Annotated in this window: 18 protein-coding genes and 4 tRNA genes; 10 read left to right on the top strand and 12 right to left on the bottom strand. The window is 63.1% G+C overall.

Annotated elements, in window-relative coordinates; all coding sequences use genetic code 11:
- Window positions 1-3: 3 nt before the first annotated feature.
- From ACNHGR_RS06445 to ACNHGR_RS06420, 6 genes are all read right to left on the bottom strand, one after another.
- Window positions 4-993 (bottom strand): AAA family ATPase, encoded by a 990-nt coding sequence (locus tag ACNHGR_RS06445; protein ID WP_475284786.1) that lies wholly within the window; start codon window positions 991-993, stop codon window positions 4-6.
- Between the two features lie 49 nt (window positions 994-1,042).
- Window positions 1,043-1,744, bottom strand: a complete 702-nt coding sequence (locus tag ACNHGR_RS06440; protein ID WP_475284784.1) for a DUF4159 domain-containing protein — start codon at window positions 1,742-1,744, stop codon at window positions 1,043-1,045.
- A gap of 166 nt (window positions 1,745-1,910) precedes the next feature.
- Window positions 1,911-3,245, bottom strand: a complete 1,335-nt coding sequence (locus ACNHGR_RS06435) for a TldD/PmbA family protein (RefSeq protein WP_475284782.1) — start codon at window positions 3,243-3,245, stop codon at window positions 1,911-1,913.
- A gap of 20 nt (window positions 3,246-3,265) precedes the next feature.
- On the bottom strand, window positions 3,266-4,900 hold the full coding sequence (locus ACNHGR_RS06430) for a TldD/PmbA family protein (protein ID WP_475284780.1): 1,635 nt from the start codon (window positions 4,898-4,900) through the stop codon (window positions 3,266-3,268).
- A gap of 272 nt (window positions 4,901-5,172) precedes the next feature.
- Window positions 5,173-5,249: transfer RNA gene (locus tag ACNHGR_RS06425), tRNA-Pro, on the bottom strand.
- Window positions 5,250-5,364: 115 nt separating this feature from the next.
- Entirely contained in the window at window positions 5,365-5,664 is a 300-nt protein-coding gene (locus tag ACNHGR_RS06420; RefSeq protein ID WP_475284779.1) for a JAB domain-containing protein, read from the bottom strand.
- A 169-nt stretch (window positions 5,665-5,833) separates the two neighbouring features.
- Between ACNHGR_RS06420 and thyA the strand changes: the two genes are divergently transcribed.
- The 4 genes from thyA (at window position 5,834) to ACNHGR_RS06400 (ending at window position 10,660) form a co-directional block, all read left to right on the top strand.
- On the top strand, window positions 5,834-6,772 hold the full coding sequence (gene thyA, locus ACNHGR_RS06415; protein ID WP_475288345.1) for a thymidylate synthase: 939 nt from the start codon (window positions 5,834-5,836) through the stop codon (window positions 6,770-6,772).
- A gap of 119 nt (window positions 6,773-6,891) precedes the next feature.
- Window positions 6,892-8,187, top strand: coding sequence for a thiamine pyrophosphate-dependent enzyme (locus ACNHGR_RS06410; protein WP_475284777.1), 1,296 nt, complete (start codon window positions 6,892-6,894; stop codon window positions 8,185-8,187).
- Between the two features lie 68 nt (window positions 8,188-8,255).
- Window positions 8,256-9,260 carry an alpha-ketoacid dehydrogenase subunit beta gene (locus tag ACNHGR_RS06405; protein ID WP_184271769.1) on the top strand — a complete coding sequence of 335 codons (1,005 nt, stop codon included), beginning with the start codon at window positions 8,256-8,258 and terminating at the stop codon, window positions 9,258-9,260.
- 101 nt (window positions 9,261-9,361) lie between these two features.
- Window positions 9,362-10,660 (top strand): dihydrolipoamide acetyltransferase family protein, encoded by a 1,299-nt coding sequence (locus tag ACNHGR_RS06400; RefSeq protein WP_475284775.1) that lies wholly within the window; start codon window positions 9,362-9,364, stop codon window positions 10,658-10,660.
- A 3-nt stretch (window positions 10,661-10,663) separates the two neighbouring features.
- On the opposite strand, the gene ACNHGR_RS06395 is transcribed toward ACNHGR_RS06400, so the two are convergent.
- Complete coding sequence (locus ACNHGR_RS06395; RefSeq protein WP_475284774.1) at window positions 10,664-11,407, bottom strand: class I SAM-dependent methyltransferase; 744 nt, start codon at window positions 11,405-11,407, stop codon at window positions 10,664-10,666.
- Window positions 11,408-11,484: 77 nt separating this feature from the next.
- Window positions 11,485-11,964, bottom strand: coding sequence for a hypothetical protein (locus ACNHGR_RS06390; protein WP_475284772.1), 480 nt, complete (start codon window positions 11,962-11,964; stop codon window positions 11,485-11,487).
- A 165-nt stretch (window positions 11,965-12,129) separates the two neighbouring features.
- On the opposite strand from ACNHGR_RS06390, the gene ACNHGR_RS06385 reads away from it, so the two are divergent.
- The 4 genes from ACNHGR_RS06385 to ACNHGR_RS06370 all read left to right on the top strand — a co-directional run bounded on the left by ACNHGR_RS06385 (window position 12,130) and on the right by ACNHGR_RS06370 (window position 13,717).
- The gene (locus ACNHGR_RS06385; protein WP_184265130.1) at window positions 12,130-13,284 is read left to right on the top strand and encodes an AI-2E family transporter; all 1,155 of its coding nucleotides are present in this window, start codon (window positions 12,130-12,132) and stop codon (window positions 13,282-13,284) included.
- A gap of 42 nt (window positions 13,285-13,326) precedes the next feature.
- Window positions 13,327-13,403, top strand: a tRNA-Asp gene (locus ACNHGR_RS06380).
- 81 nt (window positions 13,404-13,484) lie between these two features.
- A tRNA-Asp gene (locus ACNHGR_RS06375) sits at window positions 13,485-13,561 on the top strand.
- Window positions 13,562-13,640: 79 nt separating this feature from the next.
- Window positions 13,641-13,717: transfer RNA gene (locus ACNHGR_RS06370), tRNA-Asp, on the top strand.
- 29 nt (window positions 13,718-13,746) lie between these two features.
- Here ACNHGR_RS06370 and ACNHGR_RS06365 read toward each other — a convergent pair.
- The 4 genes from ACNHGR_RS06365 to ACNHGR_RS06350 form a co-directional block, all read right to left on the bottom strand.
- A complete protein-coding gene (locus ACNHGR_RS06365) occupies window positions 13,747-13,983 on the bottom strand; it encodes a DUF2842 domain-containing protein (protein ID WP_184265128.1) in 237 nt (78 codons plus the stop codon).
- Window positions 13,980-14,567, bottom strand: coding sequence for a 5-formyltetrahydrofolate cyclo-ligase (locus ACNHGR_RS06360; protein ID WP_475284769.1), 588 nt, complete (start codon window positions 14,565-14,567; stop codon window positions 13,980-13,982). Before ACNHGR_RS06360 ends, ACNHGR_RS06365 begins: the two co-directional genes overlap by 4 nt.
- A gap of 204 nt (window positions 14,568-14,771) precedes the next feature.
- Window positions 14,772-15,107 carry a cell division protein ZapA gene (locus tag ACNHGR_RS06355; protein ID WP_475284767.1) on the bottom strand — a complete coding sequence of 112 codons (336 nt, stop codon included), beginning with the start codon at window positions 15,105-15,107 and terminating at the stop codon, window positions 14,772-14,774.
- Complete coding sequence (locus ACNHGR_RS06350; RefSeq protein ID WP_475284765.1) at window positions 15,100-15,288, bottom strand: hypothetical protein; 189 nt, start codon at window positions 15,286-15,288, stop codon at window positions 15,100-15,102. The genes ACNHGR_RS06355 and ACNHGR_RS06350 overlap by 8 nt, the downstream gene beginning before the upstream one ends.
- Before the next feature lie 180 nt (window positions 15,289-15,468).
- Between ACNHGR_RS06350 and tkt the strand changes: the two genes are divergently transcribed.
- Both tkt and gap read left to right on the top strand, forming a co-directional pair.
- Entirely contained in the window at window positions 15,469-17,430 is a 1,962-nt protein-coding gene (tkt, locus tag ACNHGR_RS06345; RefSeq protein WP_475284764.1) for a transketolase, read from the top strand.
- Between the two features lie 78 nt (window positions 17,431-17,508).
- Window positions 17,509-18,519 carry a type I glyceraldehyde-3-phosphate dehydrogenase gene (gap, locus tag ACNHGR_RS06340; protein ID WP_184265120.1) on the top strand — a complete coding sequence of 337 codons (1,011 nt, stop codon included), beginning with the start codon at window positions 17,509-17,511 and terminating at the stop codon, window positions 18,517-18,519.
- The last annotated feature ends 17 nt before the right edge of the window (window positions 18,520-18,536 follow it).

The following is an 18,536-nucleotide window of genomic DNA, read 5'->3' as shown; positions in this document are numbered from 1 at the left end:
GGATCAGGCGAGCGGAACGGCGCGGACGAGGGCGGCGACCACATCATCGGCGCTACGCCCTTCCGCCTCGGCGGCGAAGGACAGGAGCAGGCGATGGCGCATTACCGGCACGGCAAGCGCGGCGATATCGTCGCGTGTCGCGGCGAGCCGGCCGTGCAGCAGGGCACGCGCCTTGGACGCCAGGATCAACGACTGGCCGGCGCGCGGGCCCGCGCCCCATTTCACATATTTGCGAATATCCTCCGCCATGCCTTCGCCGGGGCGGCTGGCGCGGATGAGGCGCGTGACCCAATCGAGCAGATCGTCGCTGAAATGCACGTCGCGGACGAGGGCTTGCAGCGCCAGCACTTCCTCCCCCTGCATCACGGCGGGGACGGCGGCGGGCTTCGATCCGGTGGTCTGGGCCAGGATTGCGCGCTCCTCCGCCTCGGTCGGATAATCGACGCGGATATGCAGGAGGAAGCGGTCGAGTTGGGCTTCGGGCAAAGGATAGGTGCCGGCCTGCTCGAGCGGGTTCTGCGTTGCCAGCACGAAGAAGGGCTTGGGCAGGACATGGGTGACGCCCGCATAGCTGACCGTCTTTTCCTGCATCGCTTCCAGCAGGGCGGCCTGCGTCTTGGGCGGGGTGCGGTTGAGTTCGTCCGCCAGCAGCAGGTTGGTGAACACCGGCCCCTGCTGGAAACGGAAGCTGCGATGGCCGGTGCCATGATCCTCCTCCAGCAATTCGGTGCCGAGGACATCACTAGGCATCAGGTCGGGCGTGAACTGGACGCGGCGGAAATCAAGCTTGAGCGCTTCGCCCAGCGAACGGACGAGCAATGTCTTGCCAAGACCCGGCACGCCTTCCAGCAGGCAATGGCCGCCCGCCAGCAGGCCGATCAGGAGTTGTTCCACGACGTCGCCCTGTCCGACGATCGCCTGTCCGATCGCGGCGCGCAGCCCGGTCAGAGCGTCAAGGCGGGTCTGGATGTCGGCTTCGGTGAGGTTGGTCATGTCATGTCCCTTGCTGGACGAAAGGCGGAAAGAGGAGAGGCGGGGACCGTCACACCGACAGCGCGTACATCACGATATTGACCGCGAATTTGGTATTATCCTCGGCCAGGAAGCGCTTGTTGCGCCAGTCATAATCCCATTCGCAGCCATAATCCTTGTTGCTGTAGAGAACGCCCAGCCGCCCGTTCACCTCTATCCCCTTCAGATATTCGTGGACGAGGTCGTCGCCCCAGCCATTGAGTTCCAGGCCGGTATTGGGCGGGCCGTCGAACTTGAAGAAGCTGCGGTAGAGGCCGTGGCTTTTCGGCAATTCCTTCAGCGCCTTCGGCCCGAAAATCTTCGCCATCTGCGCTTCGAACGAGCGGGCGAACAGGCCGTCTATGTCATGGTTGCAATCGTCCACCATGACGAAGCCGCCATTGCGGACATAGCGTTCGAAATTGCGCCGCTCTGCCGGCGAAAACTCGACCAGCTTATGCCCCGCCATGTAGCAGAAGGGCGCGGTCAGCATCTTTGGGTCTGAAAGAGCGATGACATGCTCCTTCGGATCGACGCGCAGCGTGGTGTAGTCGATCAGCGAGGTGATGATGTTGGATGGTGTGCGCTGGTCCACATCCCAGTCGCCGCTGTCATAGCGCAGGCGGGTGAACCAGAAGTCGTAGCCACCCACAGCTTCGGCAGCGAGCGGCCGGGCCAGCAATGTGCTGGCCAGACCACCCGCCATCAACCGAAGAAATTCGCTGCGTGTCATAGGCCTGGAAAATTGATGGGCATGGGGACCGAGACTGCCCCATTATCCCTTTCGTCATTCCCGCGAAGGCGGGAACCCATCTCCTGACCTTTCGACAGGGAATAGGGCGAGAGATGGATCCCCGCCTTTGTGGGGATGACGGAAAAGGGAAGCAGAGGAAGCAGGATTACACCGCGTCCGACAGCGAGGTGAAGGTGAAATCGCGCAGCTTCATCGGCGGCACGACGATGTTCATCGACACTTCGTCCGGCGGCACGCGGACTGGCTTGCCCAGTTCTTCCACATTGTTGAGCATGATGACCGGGCTTTCGTTGAACCGGAAATTCTTGATCGGATATTTGATCTGCCCATTCTCGATATAGAAGGTGCCGTCGCGGGTCAGGCCCGTCAGCAGCACGGTCTGCGGATCGACCATGCGGATATACCAGGTGCGGGTGACGAGCACGCCACGCTCGGTCGAGCGGACGAGATCGGCGGTCGACTTGTCGCCGCCCGTCATCAGGATATTGCCCATCTGCCCGGCGGCGGGCTTGCCCTGCTTGCTGGCCCAGTAGCGGCTATAGTTCAGGTTCACGACCTTGCCGGCCTTCACCATGTCCATGCGCTGACGGGCCAGGCCATCCTCGTCCCACGGTTCGCACGGCGCGACCGGATCCCACGGATCGGTGTAGAAATTGACCTGCGGGCCGAACACCTGTTCGCCCAGCTTGTTGCCGCCACCCTTCTTTGACAGGAAGCTGCGGCCTTCGTCCGCCTCGCGCGCGCCGAAGAAGTAGAACATGAAGCCGATCAGGCCCGCGGCCGCCATCGGTTCCAGAATGACGGTATATTTGCCCGGCTCCAGCGCTTTGGCTTCGGATGAGGCCGATGCCTTGCGCATGGCGATCTGGATATCGCTGTCCGCCTTGAAGCGGGTGGCGTCCTGCGTGTCGGTGCCGACCCAGCCGGAACCCCGGCCGTCTTCGGTACGGACGGTGCAGGTATAATCCAGCATGGTCGAGCGCTGGTAACCGAAATTGCCCTTGCTGTTGGCGATGGCGGTGAAGCTCTGATTATCCTCCAGATAGCCGGCCGCGATCAGCTTCTGCGATTTGCAGGCGTCGATCGATGTCTTGGCGACCTGCGCACGGTAGGCCGGGGTGATGTCGGCGGTCGACTGCGCAAAGGTCGGGCTGGCTTTGTACGCTTGCTTGTCGACGGCGGGCATGAATTCCGGATTGTCGGGCGCCAGCTGCGCCAGCGTTTCGGCGCGGCGCACGACCCGCTCCAGCGAGGCGTCGTCAAACTGGTTGATGGTGGCGGTGCCGACCTTCTTGCCATAGGCGACCTGCACGGCGAGTTCGATATCGTCGGTCAGGCCGGCGGTCGACACGTCGTTGCGGGCGAAGCGAACATTGCCCTGGATCTTGCCGGTGAGTTGGGCGGTGCATTCGTCCGCCTTGGACAGCGCGACGACCTTGGTCAGGATCGCCTTGGACTGCGCTTCGGTGAGGATGCTCATTATACTGTCTCCCTAAACGATCAGCCGAGCGAACGCGCGGTGTTGATGACGTTGATGCCGTTGAAGCGCGCGGTCGATGACCCGTGCGACACGGCGGAGACCTGAGCCGGCTGGCCCTTGCCGTCGAAGAAGGAGCCACCCAGACGATAATCGCTGGCATCGCAGACGCCGGTGCAGGCGTTCCAGAATTCCGGGGTTCGGATCTGGTAGGCGACATCTTCGATCTGCTGGGTGATCTTGCCCTGCTTGATCTCGTAGAAGAGCTGGCCGCCGAACTGGGCGTTATAGCGCTGCTGGTCGATCGAGAAACTGCCGTCGCCGATGATGTAGATGCCATCCTCGACACCGGCGATCATCTCCGCGACGCTCTTCTTGGCCTTGCCCGGCTCCAGCGACACATTGGCCATGCGCTGAAACTGTACATTGGACCAGCTGTCGGAATAGGCGCAGCCGTCCGATTCCTTCTTGCCCTCGATATGGGCCTGATCGCGGATCGCCTGATAGCCGACCAGCTTGCCGTCGCGGATCAGATCCCACTTCTTGGTCTTCACGCCTTCATCGTCATAGGCGACCGCGCCCAGGCTGCCGACCTGGGTCTTGTCGGCGACGATGTTCACATTGGGGCTGCCATATTGGAAATGGCTTTCCAGCTTGTCCATGGTGGCGAAGCTGGTGCCGGCATAATTGGCTTCGTAACCCAGCACGCGGTCCAGTTCGAGCGGATGGCCGACCGATTCATGGATGGTGAGCCAGGTGTGCGAGGGATCGAGGACCAGGTCGTACTTGCCTGGCTTGACCGAAGGCGCCTTCAGCTTCGCGCGCGCCTGCTTGGCGGCGGCGATGGCGTCTTCCTTCATGTCATAGCTATTGCCATAAACGACAACGCCGTTGGGCAGCACAGTCTTGCCGCTAGCGGCGCCATCCAGATATTCATAGCCAAGACCCATGGGGGCGGACAGACCCTCGCGCGTGCGGAACTTGCCGCTGGTCTTGTCGACCGCCGTGATCGTGGTCGGCGCCCAGATGCGGTGGACGTCCTGATCGATATAGCTGCCATCGGTGCTGGCGAAATATTTCTGCTCGTTGACCAGGAACAGGATGGAGTTGATGAAGTCCGCGCCAGCATCCATGGCGGCGGCGTTGACGTCCATCAACAGCGCGACCTTGTCCTTGATCGGCACCTGCATGGCGTTCTTGACGATCGGCGTCTTCCAGCTCACTTCGCCCACGCCCTTGGTCGGGGCAAGCTGGACCGGGGAAGTCTGGGCGGGGGCATTGGCCTTGGCGATGGCAACCGCCTGCTGCGCGGCCTTGGCCACGGCGTCGGCTGTCATTTCATTGGTGGCGGCGAAGCCCCAGGCGCCATTGGCTATCACACGGATGCCGACGCCGCTCGATTCGGTGTTGACGATATTTTCGACATTGCGTTCGCGGGTGATGACGAACTGGCGCAGGTAGCGGCCGACGCGCACGTCGCAATAGGATGCGCCCGCGCTCTTGGCGGCGTTCATCGCGGTATCGGCCAGGCTCTTCTTCACCGCCACGTCGATGGCGCTGTTCAGTTCCTCGGCGGCGATGACCTTGCCGAACATGGAGGGGAGGACAAGGCCACCCACGCCCATGGCCCCAAAGGCCAGAAAATCGCGTCTATGCAAGGTAAGTCTCCTGCCTGACTATGCCCGCATGGCGCGGGTCGGATTGTAATTGGGTGACGGCGCTGGGGCCGGACCGGTGTGATGGCGGGATCATTGCGACCCGGAGAGGCGGGGTCAAACATCTTTTACGGATGCACAAGAACCATCCGTATACTTTCGACAAATGTCATCTGTCGAAAAATCGAGTCAACTGGACGGAGAGCAGACGCAAAAAATCGGCGGTGATGGCTGTGCCATCCCGCTGATTTATCGCTTCTTCCTGTGAAGAAAGTTGGTCGGGGAAAGAGGATTCGAACCTCCGGCCCCTGCCTCCCGAAGACAGTGCTCTACCAGGCTGAGCTATTCCCCGACCGATGCCGAAGCCGCTTTGTGGGCGGCCCCGTAAGGCAGGAGTGGGCCTATAGAGGCGGCTTTCCGGGCTGGCAAGCGGGCAATGACGTTTTTTTGCAATGATCGCAAAATCATCAGAGCAGACCCGCCGCGCGGAAGCTGAAACGGGCTGGTCCGGCCTGGATGACATGATCTGCAAGGTGCATGTTGAGCGGCCGCAGCCGGCGTGTCAGTAAACGTGTCAGCATGATATCGTCGGGACGAGGCAGGGAGGATGTGGCATCGGACCGCTGCTGGATCAGTGCGAGCCAGTGGCCGTCCATCGCAATTAACCGGCCAAATGCCGCCCTCCAGTCCTGTTGCAGGGGAATGACGCCGAACGGTCGCCAGTCGGGGTCAAGAAGGGCGAGAAAAAGCGTATCGCGATCCGTCATGCCGCCAGCATGATGCGTCGACGGGTAGCACCGCCAGAACAAGCTGCGCCATTCCGGCTGGGATCACGGCATGCTTGCTCCATAATGACGGCAAGATTGGCGCATCTTCCCGGCTGGGCTACAGCCGATCCATCCAGACTCGCACTGCCAGGAACCTGCCTTGATCGATATGCCTTCTTCGTCCGTCCCTCATTATGAGCAGCAATATCTGGACCTCATGCGGCATATCTGGCGCCATGGCGACGAACGGGTCGACCGCACCGGCGTAGGCACCCGCTCGATCCTGGGCGCGACGATGCGATTCTCGCTGGCGGACGATGCCGTGCCGTTGCTGACGACCAAGCGGGTCTATTGGAAGGTCGCGGCGCGGGAGATGCTGTGGTTTCTGACCGGCGACACCAACATTCGCGAACTGGTGAAGCAGAATGTGCATATCTGGACCGACTGGCCGCTCGACGCCTATCGCAAGGCGACCGGCGAGGACATCGACCGTGACGGATTCGAGGCGCGAATCATCGCGGATGAGGATTTCGCACGGCAATGGGGCGATCTTGGCCCGGTCTATGGCGCCCAATGGGTGAACTGGCCGCGATACGAATCGGCTGGCGACGGCCTGTTCCGCCGGGCGGCGCAAGGGCACAACCAGATTGCTGATTTGGTCGAGGGCATTCGCGCCACGCCCGGATCGCGCCGCCTGCTCTTCACCGGCTGGAACGTAGCTGAAGTCGCGCAAATGGCGCTGCCCCCCTGCCATATGACCTATCAGTTTCAGGTATCCAATGGGCGCCTCAACGGCCTGCTGTTCCAGCGTAGTTGTGACCTCGGCCTTGGCTTTGCCTTCAATATTTTCGGTCTGTCGATGCTGACCCGCATGCTGGCACAGCAATGCGATCTGGAGCCGGGTGAAGTGGTCTGGCAGGGCGGGGACGTCCATCTCTACCTCAACCATGCCGAACTGGTGGAGGAGCAAATGTCGCGAATTCCGTCCGGCACACCGAAATTGCGGATCAATCGGCGGCCTTCGACTATTTTCGATTATCGCATCGAAGATTTCGAAGTGCGAGATTACGCGCCGCAGGCCCATATTTCCGCGCCGGTCGCCGTCTGACGAGACAGCGAGTTGGACAGGTGAAACGGGATAATGGGTAAGGAAGGCTTGCCTTTCGTGGTGTTGTAATATAATAATTGCCGTAAGCAATATTATTGCAATGCACCATAGGAGGCAGGATGAGCGATCCCACCGGATCAGGCAGCATTGACGGGCAGGCTGGGCGCAATCTCCCACCGCTGCGCCTGCATGTGCCGGAGCCGCCCGCGCGGCCCGGCGAGAGCGCCGACTTCACCCATTTCGACATCCCCGCCGCCGATGCCGCGCCGCGCCCCGACGAGGCGGCGCAGCCTGGCGACATGCGCGACATGGCCTATGGCCTGATCCGTGTGTTGGATGAGGATGGTGCGGCGGTGGGCGCCTGGAATCCCAAGCTGCCGCCCGAAACGCTGCTGCGGATGCTGCGCTACATGGCGTTGACCCGCGCCTTCGACGCGCGGATGTTCCGCGCCCAGCGGCAGGGCAAGACCAGCTTCTACATGAAGTCGACCGGGGAAGAGGCGGTGTCGATCGGCGCCGCGCTGGCGCTGGCGCGCGACGACATGTGCTTCCCCAGCTATCGCCAGCAGGGCATATTGCTCGCCCGCGACTGGCCGCTGGTCGACATGATGAACCAGATTTATTCCAACACCGGCGACCGGTTGAAGGGGCGGCAGCTGCCGATCATGTATTCGGCGCGGGAAGCCGGCTTCTTCTCCATTTCCGGCAACCTCACCACCCAATATCCGCAGGCGGTGGGCTGGGCGATGGCCAGCGCAGCGCGGGGCGACACGCGGATCGCCGCGACCTGGTGCGGCGAGGGATCGACAGCGGAAGGCGACTTCCATTCGGCCTGTACCTTCGCCAGCGTCTACCGCGCGCCAGTTATCATGAATGTGGTGAATAATCAGTGGGCTATCAGCAGCTTTTCAGGTTTTGCTGGAGCCGAATCCACCACCTTCGCGGCGCGTGCCGTGGGCTATGGCATCGCCGGTCTGCGGGTCGATGGCAATGACATCCTCGCCGTCTATGCTGCGACCCGCTGGGCCGCCGACCGGGCACGGGCCAATGGCGGGCCGACCCTGATCGAGCATTTCACCTACCGCGTTGAGGGGCACAGCACTTCCGATGATCCCAGCGCCTATCGCTCGGCCGAGGAAAGCAGCCTCTGGCCACTGGGCGATCCGATCGCGCGATTGAAGCAGCATTGCATCGCGCTCGGTATCTGGGACGAGGATCGTCACGCGGCAATGGACAAGGAACTGGCAGAACTGGTCCGCGACGCCGCCCGCGAAGCGGAGAAGAACGGCATTCTTGGCCATGGCCTGCATCATCCGATGGAAAGCCTGTTCGAGGATGTGTTCGAGGAGATGCCCTGGCACCTCAAGGAACAGCAGCAGCAGATGCTGGACGAATGGAAGGCGGCGGGCCTGTGAGCAAAACGAGCGAACCAGTCGCTGTGAGCGACATGACCATGCAGGAAGCGTACGGCGACGTGCTGCAGATGAACATGATCCAGGCGATCAACAGCGCCATGGACGTCATGATGGAGCGCGACCCAATGGTGGTCGTGATGGGTGAGGATGTCGGTTATTTCGGCGGCGTGTTTCGCGCCACCGCGGGCCTTCAGCAGAAATATGGCAAGAACCGCGTGTTCGACACACCGATCACCGAATGCGGGATCATCGGCGTGGCAGTGGGCATGGGCGCCTATGGCCTGCGCCCGGTGCCGGAAATCCAGTTTGCCGACTATATCTATCCCGCACTCGACCAGTTGGTGTCCGAAGCGGCGCGGCTGCGCTACCGCTCGGCCGGCGAGTTCATCGCCCCGATGACGGTGCGATCGCCCTTTGGCGGCGGCATCTTCGGCGGGCAAACGCACAGCCAGAGCCCTGAAGGCATCTTCACCCATTGTTCGGGGATCAAGACGGTGATCCCGTCGACCCCCTATGATGCCAAGGGGCTGCTGATCGCTGCGATCGAGGATAATGATCCCACCATCTTCTTCGAACCCAAGCGCATCTATAACGGTCCGTTCGACGGCCATTATGACACGCCGGCGAAAAGCTGGGCGGGGCATGCAGATGCGCAGGTACCGGCCGGCTATTATCGTATCCCGCTGGGCAAGGCGCGGATTGCGCGAGAGGGGCAGGCGCTGACGATCCTCTGCTATGGCACGATGGTGCATGTGGTGGAAAATACCGTCGCGGCGCATGGTATCGATGCCGAGATTGTGGACCTGCGCAGTCTGGTGCCGCTGGACATCGACACGATCGAGGAATCGGTGCGCAAGACCGGCCGTTGCCTGATCGTGCATGAAGCGACCCGCACCAGCGGTTTTGGCGCGGAACTGCTGGCACAGGTGCAGGAGCGTTGCTTCTATCATCTCGAAGCGCCGATCGAGCGCGTCACCGGCTTCGACACGCCCTATCCGCACAGTCTGGAATGGGCCTATTTCCCCGGCCCGGTGCGTATCCGCGAAGCCATCAACAAGATCATGAAGGACTGACATCCTTCCAATCTTCCGTTCGTTTCGAGCGAAGTCGAGAAACGGAAGCACAGGTTCATCATCGTGTCTCGACTTCGCTCGACACGAACGGAGCTAGGAAAATGGCCCTTTTCACGTTCAAGCTGCCGGATATCGGCGAAGGTATCGCGCAGGCCGAAATCGTCGGCTGGCATGTCAAGGTAGGCGACCGGGTCGAGGAAGACCAGCCGATCGCCGACATGATGACCGACAAGGCGACGGTCGAGATGGAAAGCCCCGTCGCGGGCACTGTGGTGCGGCTGGCGGGCGAACCGGGCGACCAGATTTCGATCGGCGCGATGCTGGTGGAGATCGAGGTGGAGGGCGAAGCTGTTGCTGCGCCGCCGCCGTCGGATGAGGTGATCGAGGCGGAAGCGCCGGGCGAGGCGGTGATGGCGGAAGTCGCCACGCCGGTTCGGACAGAACCTGCCGAAACGCCTTCTGAGGCTGCGCAGGAGGAAGTAAAGGGCTTCGACAAGCTCAGCCCGAACGGAGTCGGGAGCACACCGGCGATTCATGCGCAACCCATCCTCGCTTCCCCCGCCGTGCGCGCGCGTGCCAAGGAACTGGGCATCGACCTGTCGCAGGTGAAGGCCAGTGGCGACCATGTCCGCCATTCGGACCTCGACGCCTATCTGCTCTATGGGCAGGGGCAGGGCTATCGTCCGGCCGGCCGCTCCGCCAGGCGCGCGGACGAGCAGGTCAAGGTCATCGGCATGCGTCGCCGGATCGCGGAGAATATGGCCGCATCGAAGCGCCACATTCCGCACTTCACCTATGTCGAGGAAATCGACGTCACCGCGCTGGAGGAACTGCGCGAGCAGTTGAACGCCAGCCGTGGCGACCGGCCCAAGTTGACCATGTTGCCGCTGTTGATCGTGGCACTGTGCAAGGCGTTGCCCGACTTCCCGATGCTCAACGCCCGTTATGATGATGAGGCGGGCGTGGTGACGCGCCATGGTTCGGTGCATCTGGGTATGGCGACGCAGACCGATGCGGGCCTGATGGTGCCGGTGATCCGCGACGCGCAGGACCGCAATGTGTGGCAACTGGCGAGCGAAATCCGTCGGCTTGCCGAAGCGGCGCGCAGTGGCAAGGCCAAGTCGGAGGAACTGTCCGGCTCCACCCTGACGCTGACCTCATTGGGGCCGCTGGGCGGCATCGCCACTACCCCTGTCATCAACCGGCCGGAAGTCGCGATCATCGGCCCGAACCGCGTAATCGAGCGCCCAATATTCAAGGGTAAGGAGATCGTCGCGGCGAAACTGATGAACCTGTCGATCAGTTGCGACCATCGCGTCGTCGATGGCTGGGACGCGGCGAGCTTCGTCCAGGCCGTGCGGAAATTGCTGGAGGCGCCTGCCTTCCTGTTCGTGGACTGATCTTTATTTGGTCATTACGACGACGGAGCCGATGCGCAGATCCGGGTTGAACAAGGCCCGCATCGTGCGCATCGCCCAGCGCAGCCGCCGCTTGCTCAGCCAGCGGGCGGGGAAATTATGATCTTCATAGAAAATCTGGTGCAGATATTGCGGCATCGGCAGCACGCGATGGCTGGTGAAGCCGGCCGCCTTGCCGGCTTTGATGATAAGGTGGGGCGGCATGTCCCGTTCCTTGACGCCGAACCTTTCCATCGCCGCGATCGAATGGGGATGGGTGGAATGGCCCTCGCCCGGTTCATGGGTGATGAGCAGGCCCCCGGGTTTCAACGCGCGCCAGGCTGAGCGGATGGCTGCCGCTTCGTCTTCTGCATGATGCAGCGCATCGAAAAATATTGCGGCGTCGAAATGGTCCTGAAAGTCCAGCCCTTCGAAATCGCTGCACAGGAAATGCGTCCGGTCTGCCACGCCGTTCAGCCGGGCATTGTCCTGCGCCACGGCGATCATGTCGGGCGCGATATCCTGCCCGGTCACTTCATAGCCGCGCCGCGCGAGAAACTGGCTGGTCCATCCGCCACCGCACCCCATGTCCAATATGCGCGCGGGCGGGGATGGCAACAACGACATGACGAAGCCGATGGCGGCCAGGTCAATGCCACATTGCGGATCGGAAAAAGGCTTTTGTAGCGAATGGGTTCGGCCATGTTCGCCAAGATTGGCGAGATAGGCGCGTTCTGCGTCTTTGGACATGGCCGGACCTTAGGGGCAGGTTGCGGACCGCTCAAGGCCCGGATTGGCCCGCTGATCGCAAACGCGCGATGCTGGGTTCAGCGTACCACCGCGCGATAGCTCAGCCGGCCGCCTTCGCCGGGGGAGACAGCTCGTGGCAACTGCCACCGCATATGGGTGACATCCTGTGCCACGGCGCGGCGGATGCCGCCCAGCGGGGTCGGGAGCCAAAGCTGGTCGAGCCGGCCCCAGCGCGCGCCGCCATCCACGGATACCTGAACCGCCGGGTCATGCAGGTCGGGGCTGGTGCCGGGCAGGACCGATCGGGTGACGGCAAAGTCGCGCACCGGCATGCGGCCGTCATTGCGCCAGTGGACGATGACGATCAGCGTGTCGCCGGGGCTGATGCGATCGGCGCTGGCCAGGGTCCGGCGCGCCCGGCCATTAAGGTCGGTCGACACCCGTTCCACGAACATCTGCGTATTGAGCCGCATGGCCGGCTGCGCAGTCGCCGCATCTGTCATGCCGGCCGCCATGCCCGCTATCATGGCGAGCCAGGACAAGAGCCTGCGCGTCATAGATTTCCCCGTTCCTGCGTCCCCTTGACGGCCGTCTCTAGCGAGCGAGCGCAAATATTTGGTTAAGCCCGTCTTTTCCTTGCCGGCCGCTCTGCTGACGCCCTTTGTAAATTGACGCTGCGCTGCGGGCGGCGCACATCGGGGCGAACGAAAAGGGAATCGGGCGTGTCATTGACGGATCTGCAAGAGGTCAACCGGCGTCGCGACCGGCTGCTGGCGTCGATCGCGCTGACATCGGGTATCGGCCTTCTGCTGGCGCTGCCCTTCGCGCTGCGGGCGGGCGCGGAATTCTTCCTGCCACTGACGGCCGCGCTGGTCGTCGCCATCGCGCTGGTGCCATTGCTGGAGTGGATGGAGCGGCGGGGGCTGCCCTCCGGGCTGGCCGCCCTGATCGCGGTGGTCAGCTTCCTGCTGGTTGCCAATACCGCGCTGGTGCTGATCGTGGTGCCGGCGACCGACTGGTTTCGCATCCTGCCGCAGCGCCTGCCGCAGATACAGGCGAACCTCGCGCCGCTGATCGACTTCTACGCCAATCTCCAGCGCTTCGTGGATGAAACCGTGCAGATGCTGGCGACCGGCCCGGTGGCGGCGGCGCAGACGGCGGCGGTCGATGCGCCGCGATCCTTGTTACAATTCGCCGCCACATCGGCGCCGTCGGCGATCATCCAGATGGTGTTCGCGCTGCTCATCATCTATTTCTTCCTTGCTGGCTGGACCCGGCTGCGGCGGCGCACGATCAACAGCCGGGGCAGTTTCGACGGCGCCATGGCGGTCGCGCGCGTGATCCAGAATGTCGTCGATGCGACATCCGCCTATGTCATCACCATCGCCATCATCAACCTGTCGCTGGGTCTCGCCGTGGCGGTCGCTTTGTGGCTGATCGGCATGCCGTCGCCGCTGATGTGGGGCGGCATCGTCGCACTGCTGAACTTCGTGCCCTATTTCGGGCCTATGCTGGCCGCGGTGCTGCTGGGGCTGGGCGGCCTCATGGTGTTCGACGATGTCTACGTCGCGTTGCTGCCAGCCGGATTGCAGGTCGCCTTTCATCTGGTGGAGGCCAATGTCATCACGCCGCTGTTGCTGGGACGGCGGCTGACGATGAACCCGCTGCTGATTCTCGTGTCTCTGACCTTCTGGGGCTGGGTATGGGGGACGCCCGGCGCCTTGCTGGCGGTGCCTTTGCTCATCATCATCCAGACGATCGTTTCGGCCGCCGGGACGCCCGATATCGCGGGTTTCTTGTTCGAGCAGGGGACGCTGACGGTGCCGCGCCGCAAAGAAAATGACGAGAAAGATGAAACTGATGTTGCGGACGGTTGACAGCATCGCAGGACGCTCATAGACGGCGGCTCCACACCAAACGCGGGTGTAGCTCAGTTGGTTAGAGTGCCGGCCTGTCACGCCGGAGGTCGCGGGTTCGAGCCCCGTCACTCGCGCCACTTTCCTTGACCGGAAGGTGGATATGGTGTTCCAGACTGCATCGTCTGGTGGCTGAAAAGCCGCAAAAGATGTCGCCCTGCGCGGGTGTAGCTCAGTTGGTTAGAGTGCCGGCCTGTCACGCCGGAGGTCGCGGGTTCGAGCCCCGTCACTCGCGCCACCTTCCTTGACCGGAAGGTGATTTCCCAGATATTGCATCGTCTGGCGGCTTGTTAAGCCGGTAAGGATGCGGCGCCTACGCGGGTGTAGCTCAGTTGGTTAGAGTGCCGGCCTGTCACGCCGGAGGTCGCGGGTTCGAGCCCCGTCACTCGCGCCATCGCTTTGAAAGGCGATGGAATTTTAGGTTTAGCGCCAGCGCCCGGTTTCCATCCAGGCCAGCAGCCGCCGCAACGGCAAGATCCAGATCCACACGATCCCCAGCACCACATAAACCGGTACCTGCGCCCACATCGGCAATGCACCGATCAGGCCGGACAGGCTGCCCACCATGATGGCCCAAAGCGCGATCAGCCCGACGATTGCCAGCATGCCCGCCGGCTTGCGCCAACTGGGCTGGTGATAATGACGCGGGTCGATGCTCACAGTTCCGGTCCTTCGATCAGTTCGACTTCGGTCATGATGATGTCCAGCGGCAGATCCCAGGGATCGGCGGGCACGGCGTCCAGTTGCTGCGCGGACCAGGCGACGCCCACGCGCAGCGCATCGGGGAAGCGGGCGAAAGCGCGGTCATAATAGCCACCGCCCTGGCCCAGCCGGCTCATCGCCCGATCGAAACCCACCAGCGGTGCGATGATGACGTCCGGGGCCACTGGACCGTCCTTCGGATCGGGGTGGCTGGTGCGGAACAGGCCCGGCACCAGTTGTTCCTCTGGCTGCCAGGGCAGGAAATCCATGCTGCCCAGCCGGTCGAGCACGCGCGGCAAGGCCACAACCTTGCCCATAGCCTGCAACTGCGGCGCCATGCGCTGCGCTGGGGCCTCGTCGTCCAGCCCCATGTAGAGCGCGACGATTTTCGCGTCGCCGATCCTGCGGGCGAGGGGGGAGGGAACGGCCTTGAACGCCAGCCGATGCGCCAGCGGGTCCAGCGTGGCGACGAAGCTGCTGCGCCGCTGCCGGGCGATGGCCCGAAGGCTGCTCTTGTCGGCGGCGGGCGTCTCGTCGCTCATGATGACCTTATCGGACTGGAAGATGTAAGGAGGGTGACGGGACCACCTCGGCCGTGTGCTGGAATATCCTCTGACGCCTCAACGTCAGGTGGGGACCATGTAGATCGGGCCGGAACCCGCCCAGGGACAGCCCCCGTGGATGTGATTATCGCCTCAGGGATGTTCGCTAAAGCTCGTACCGCGCAGTGCCCGTCGCCACCCAATCTAGGCGTTGTCGGTCCGCGCGGCAAGCCGGTCGCGCAGCTTTTCTATCCGGCCCGCCAGCGCCTCGATGGCGCGGACGCTCGGTTCGTCGTCGCCATCCAGTTGCAACCGGGCCTGCCGACCGGCATTTTCGCGCTTCAATTCGTTGAGTTCGTCGGCCAGAAACAGCGCTGCGAACAGCAATGTGCGCACTTCCGTCAGCCCCGGCGTGCCTTGCTGCGCCACCCGCGCCTTGTCCTCGATCAGGCTGGCCAGATGGGCCAGATGCGCTTCCTCGCCGTCGCGACAGCGGATCTGATAATGGCGGCTGGCGATCACCAAATTCGTTTCAGCCATGGGCATGCCCTTTCAGCGTGTCGATAAGATCGTCCAGCGAGCGCAGCGCGGCGCGTGCAGCCTTCTGGTCCATAGCGGGGAGGGGATCGGCCGGGGTCGTCAGACCCGCCACATCCTGTTCAAGCCGGCTCACTGCACGCTCCAGCGTGCCGATCGCCTGCATCATGCGGTCGCTTGCCATCGGCCATCCATAGCGAAAGAAGAGGCCCCGCAAAAGCGCTCTTTAGGGCAGTTCGGCCCGCTGCGGGCACCCCTGCGGTTGACGCATGGGGCTTGACGCGACAAAGGGGGCGCGATCTCGACTCGCCTGCATGCGCGCGGGCGTCGTCGCTTGCCATGTTCAGGAAAGACGCCAGCCCAGATGACCGTTTCCGAAAAGTCGCTTGCCAACGCCATCCGGGCGCTGTCCATGGACGCCGTGCAGGCCGCAAACAGCGGCCATCCGGGCATGCCGATGGGCATGGCCGATGTGGCGACCGTGCTGTTCGGCGATTATCTGAAGTTCGACCCGACTGAGCCGAAATGGGCCGATCGCGACCGTTTCGTCCTGTCGGCCGGCCATGGATCGATGCTGATCTATTCGCTGCTGCACCTGACCGGCTATGCCAAGCCGACGATCGAGGACATCGCCAACTTCCGCCAGTTGCACAGCCCCTGCGCCGGCCACCCGGAGAATTTCGAGCTAGCAGGCGTGGAAGCGACCACCGGACCGCTCGGTTCGGGCCTTGCCACCGCCGTCGGCATGGCGATTGCCGAACGTCACCTGAACGCGCAGTTCGGCGACGATCTGGTCGATCACCGCACCTGGGTGATCGCGGGCGACGGCTGCCTGATGGAAGGCATCAACCATGAGGCGATCGGCCTCGCCGGTCATCTGAACCTTGGCCGCCTGATCGTGCTGTGGGACGATAACAAGATCACCATCGACGGCGCCGTCGACCTGTCGAGCAGCGAAGATGTGCTGGCCCGCTATGCCGCGACCGGCTGGCATGTCGTGTCGTGCGATGGCCATGACGTCGCCGACGTCCGCCGCGCGCTGGCGCAGGCCGTTGCAGACAGCCGCCCCTCGATCGTCGCCTGCGCCACCAAGATCGGCTATGGTGCGCCGAACAAGGCTGGCACCTCGGGTGTCCATGGCTCCGCGCTCGGTGAGGCCGAAGTTGCCGCCGCCCGGGAGTTCCTCGGCTGGACCGCCGAACCCTTCGTCATTCCGGCAGACATCGCCGACGCCTGGAAGGCGATCGGTGCCAAGGGCCGTGACGTTCGCGCCGCATGGGAAGGTCGCCTGGCAAGCAGCGACAAGGGCGCGGAATTTTCGCGTCGCATGGCGGGCGACCTGCCCGCCGACTTCTCGCTGTCGGCCTATATCGATACCCTGATCGCCAACCCGCAGAAGGTCGCGACCCGCAAGGCGAGCGAACTGGCGCTGGGCGCGATCAACGATCTGCTGCCCGAAACGTTGGGCGGCTCGGCCGACCTTACCGGCTCCAACAATACCAAGACCAAGTCGACCGGTCCGCTGACCAGCGACGATTATTCGGGCCGTTACGTCTATTATGGCATCCGCGAATTCGGCATGGCCTGCGCCATGAACGGCATGGCGCTGCATGGCGGCGTGATCCCCTATGGCGGCACCTTCCTCGTCTTCTCCGACTATATGCGCGCCGGCATCCGCCTTGCCGCGCTTCAACAGCAGCGCGTGATCCACGTCCTGACCCACGACTCGATCGGTCTGGGTGAAGACGGCCCGACCCACCAGCCGATCGAACATGTCATGTCGATGCGCATGATCCCGAACCTGGACGTCTATCGTCCGGCCGATATTGTCGAGACGGCGGAATGTTGGGAACTGGCGCTGAAGGATGCGACCGGCCCGTCGGTGCTGGCGCTGACCCGCCAGAACCTGCCGCAGTTGCGCACGGAAAAGAGCGAAAACCTCTCGGCCAAGGGCGCCTATCGCCTCGTCGCCGCTACCGCCGCGCGCAAGGCGGTGATCCTCGCCACCGGTTCGGAAGTCGAGATTGCCGTCGCCACCGCCAAGGCGCTGGAAGAACAGGGCATCGGCGTCGATGTCGTCTCCATGCCCAGCTTCGCCCATTTCGATGCGCAGGACGCCGCCTACAAGGCCGATATCCTGCCGGCCGATATACTGCGCGTCTCGATCGAGGCCGGCACCACCTTCGGCTGGGAACGCTATACCGGCCTTGACGGCCTGCGCTTTGGCATCGACGGCTTCGGCGCGTCTGCTCCGGCGGAAGACCTGTACGATCATTTCGGCCTGACCGCCGCGAAGATCGCACCGCAGATCGCGGCTGCGCTCTAACCTATATCGCGCGCCGCCGTCGGTGGCGCGCGCACCACAGACCTATAACCGAACATCACACCCCAGGAGGCTAGTGCAGTGGCAACGAAGGTAGCAATTAACGGTTTCGGACGTATCGGCCGCCTGGTGGCGCGCGCAATCCTGTCGCGCACCGACCATGACCTTGAACTGGTCAGCATCAACGATCTGGGCGACGTCAAGTCCAACGCCCTGCTGTTCAAGCGCGATTCCGTCCATGGCAATTGGGCCGGCGACGTCAGCGTGGACGGCGATTTCCTGGTCGTAGACGGCAAGAAGATCAAGGTAACGGCCGAGCGCGACCCCGCCAACCTGCCGCACGCCGCCCTTGGCGTCGAAATCGCGCTGGAATGCACCGGCATCTTCACCACGAAGGACAAGGCGAGCGCCCACCTGACCGCCGGCGCCAAGCGCGTCATCATTTCCGCGCCCGGCACCAATGTCGACAAGACCGTCGTGTTCGGCGTCAACCATGACACGCTGACCGCCGACGACATCGTCATTTCGAACGCCAGCTGCACCACCAACTGCCTGGCCCCGCTCGCCAAGGTGCTGAACGATGCGATCGGCATCGAAAGCGGCTTCATGACGACGATCCACAGCTACACCAACGACCAGAATACGCTGGACCAGTTGCACAGCGACATGCGCCGCGCCCGCGCCGCTGCCCTGTCGCAGATTCCGACCTCGACCGGCGCTGCCCGCGCAGTGGGTGAGGTTCTCCCCGAATTGAAGGGCAAGCTGGACGGGTCTTCGATCCGCGTGCCGACCCCGAACGTCTCGGTCGTGGACCTGAAGTTCATTCCCAAGCGCCCGACCACCAAGGACGAGGTCAACAGCCTGCTCAAGGCCGCGTCGGAAGCCGGCCCGCTCAAGGGCGTTCTGGGCTATTCGGACGAACCGCTGGTGTCGATCGACTATAATGGCGATCCGCGCAGCTCCACCGTCGACAGCCTGGAAACCGCCGTTGTCGATGGCAAGCTGGTCCGCGTGCTCAGCTGGTACGACAATGAATGGGGCTTCTCGAACCGCATGATCGACACCACCGGCGTCGTTGCGAAGTATCTGTAATATGTGCGAGGGGCAGG

This window comes from Sphingobium sp. RS1 (genome assembly GCF_056156825.1).
Note: the sequence above shows the minus strand (reverse complement) of the source record. Positions and strands in the feature narration are given on the sequence as shown.

Excerpts from the sequence above, each read along its gene's own strand:
- ACNHGR_RS06445 (WP_475284786.1), bottom strand. The coding sequence starts at position 993 with ATGACCAACCTCACCGAAGCCGACATCCAGACCCGCCTTGACGCTCTG.
- ACNHGR_RS06440 (WP_475284784.1), bottom strand. The coding sequence starts at position 1,744 with ATGACACGCAGCGAATTTCTTCGGTTGATGGCGGGTGGTCTGGCCAGC.
- ACNHGR_RS06435 (WP_475284782.1), bottom strand. The coding sequence starts at position 3,245 with ATGAGCATCCTCACCGAAGCGCAGTCCAAGGCGATCCTGACCAAGGTC.
- ACNHGR_RS06420 (WP_475284779.1), bottom strand. The coding sequence starts at position 5,664 with ATGACGGATCGCGATACGCTTTTTCTCGCCCTTCTTGACCCCGACTGG.
- thyA (WP_475288345.1), top strand. The coding sequence starts at position 5,834 with ATGCCTTCTTCGTCCGTCCCTCATTATGAGCAGCAATATCTGGACCTC.
- ACNHGR_RS06410 (WP_475284777.1), top strand. The coding sequence starts at position 6,892 with ATGAGCGATCCCACCGGATCAGGCAGCATTGACGGGCAGGCTGGGCGC.
- ACNHGR_RS06405 (WP_184271769.1), top strand. The coding sequence starts at position 8,256 with ATGAACATGATCCAGGCGATCAACAGCGCCATGGACGTCATGATGGAG.
- ACNHGR_RS06400 (WP_475284775.1), top strand. The coding sequence starts at position 9,362 with ATGGCCCTTTTCACGTTCAAGCTGCCGGATATCGGCGAAGGTATCGCG.
- ACNHGR_RS06395 (WP_475284774.1), bottom strand. The coding sequence starts at position 11,407 with ATGTCCAAAGACGCAGAACGCGCCTATCTCGCCAATCTTGGCGAACAT.
- ACNHGR_RS06390 (WP_475284772.1), bottom strand. The coding sequence starts at position 11,964 with ATGACGCGCAGGCTCTTGTCCTGGCTCGCCATGATAGCGGGCATGGCG.
- ACNHGR_RS06360 (WP_475284769.1), bottom strand. The coding sequence starts at position 14,567 with ATGAGCGACGAGACGCCCGCCGCCGACAAGAGCAGCCTTCGGGCCATC.
- ACNHGR_RS06355 (WP_475284767.1), bottom strand. The coding sequence starts at position 15,107 with ATGGCTGAAACGAATTTGGTGATCGCCAGCCGCCATTATCAGATCCGC.
- ACNHGR_RS06350 (WP_475284765.1), bottom strand. The coding sequence starts at position 15,288 with ATGGCAAGCGACCGCATGATGCAGGCGATCGGCACGCTGGAGCGTGCA.
- tkt (WP_475284764.1), top strand. The coding sequence starts at position 15,469 with ATGACCGTTTCCGAAAAGTCGCTTGCCAACGCCATCCGGGCGCTGTCC.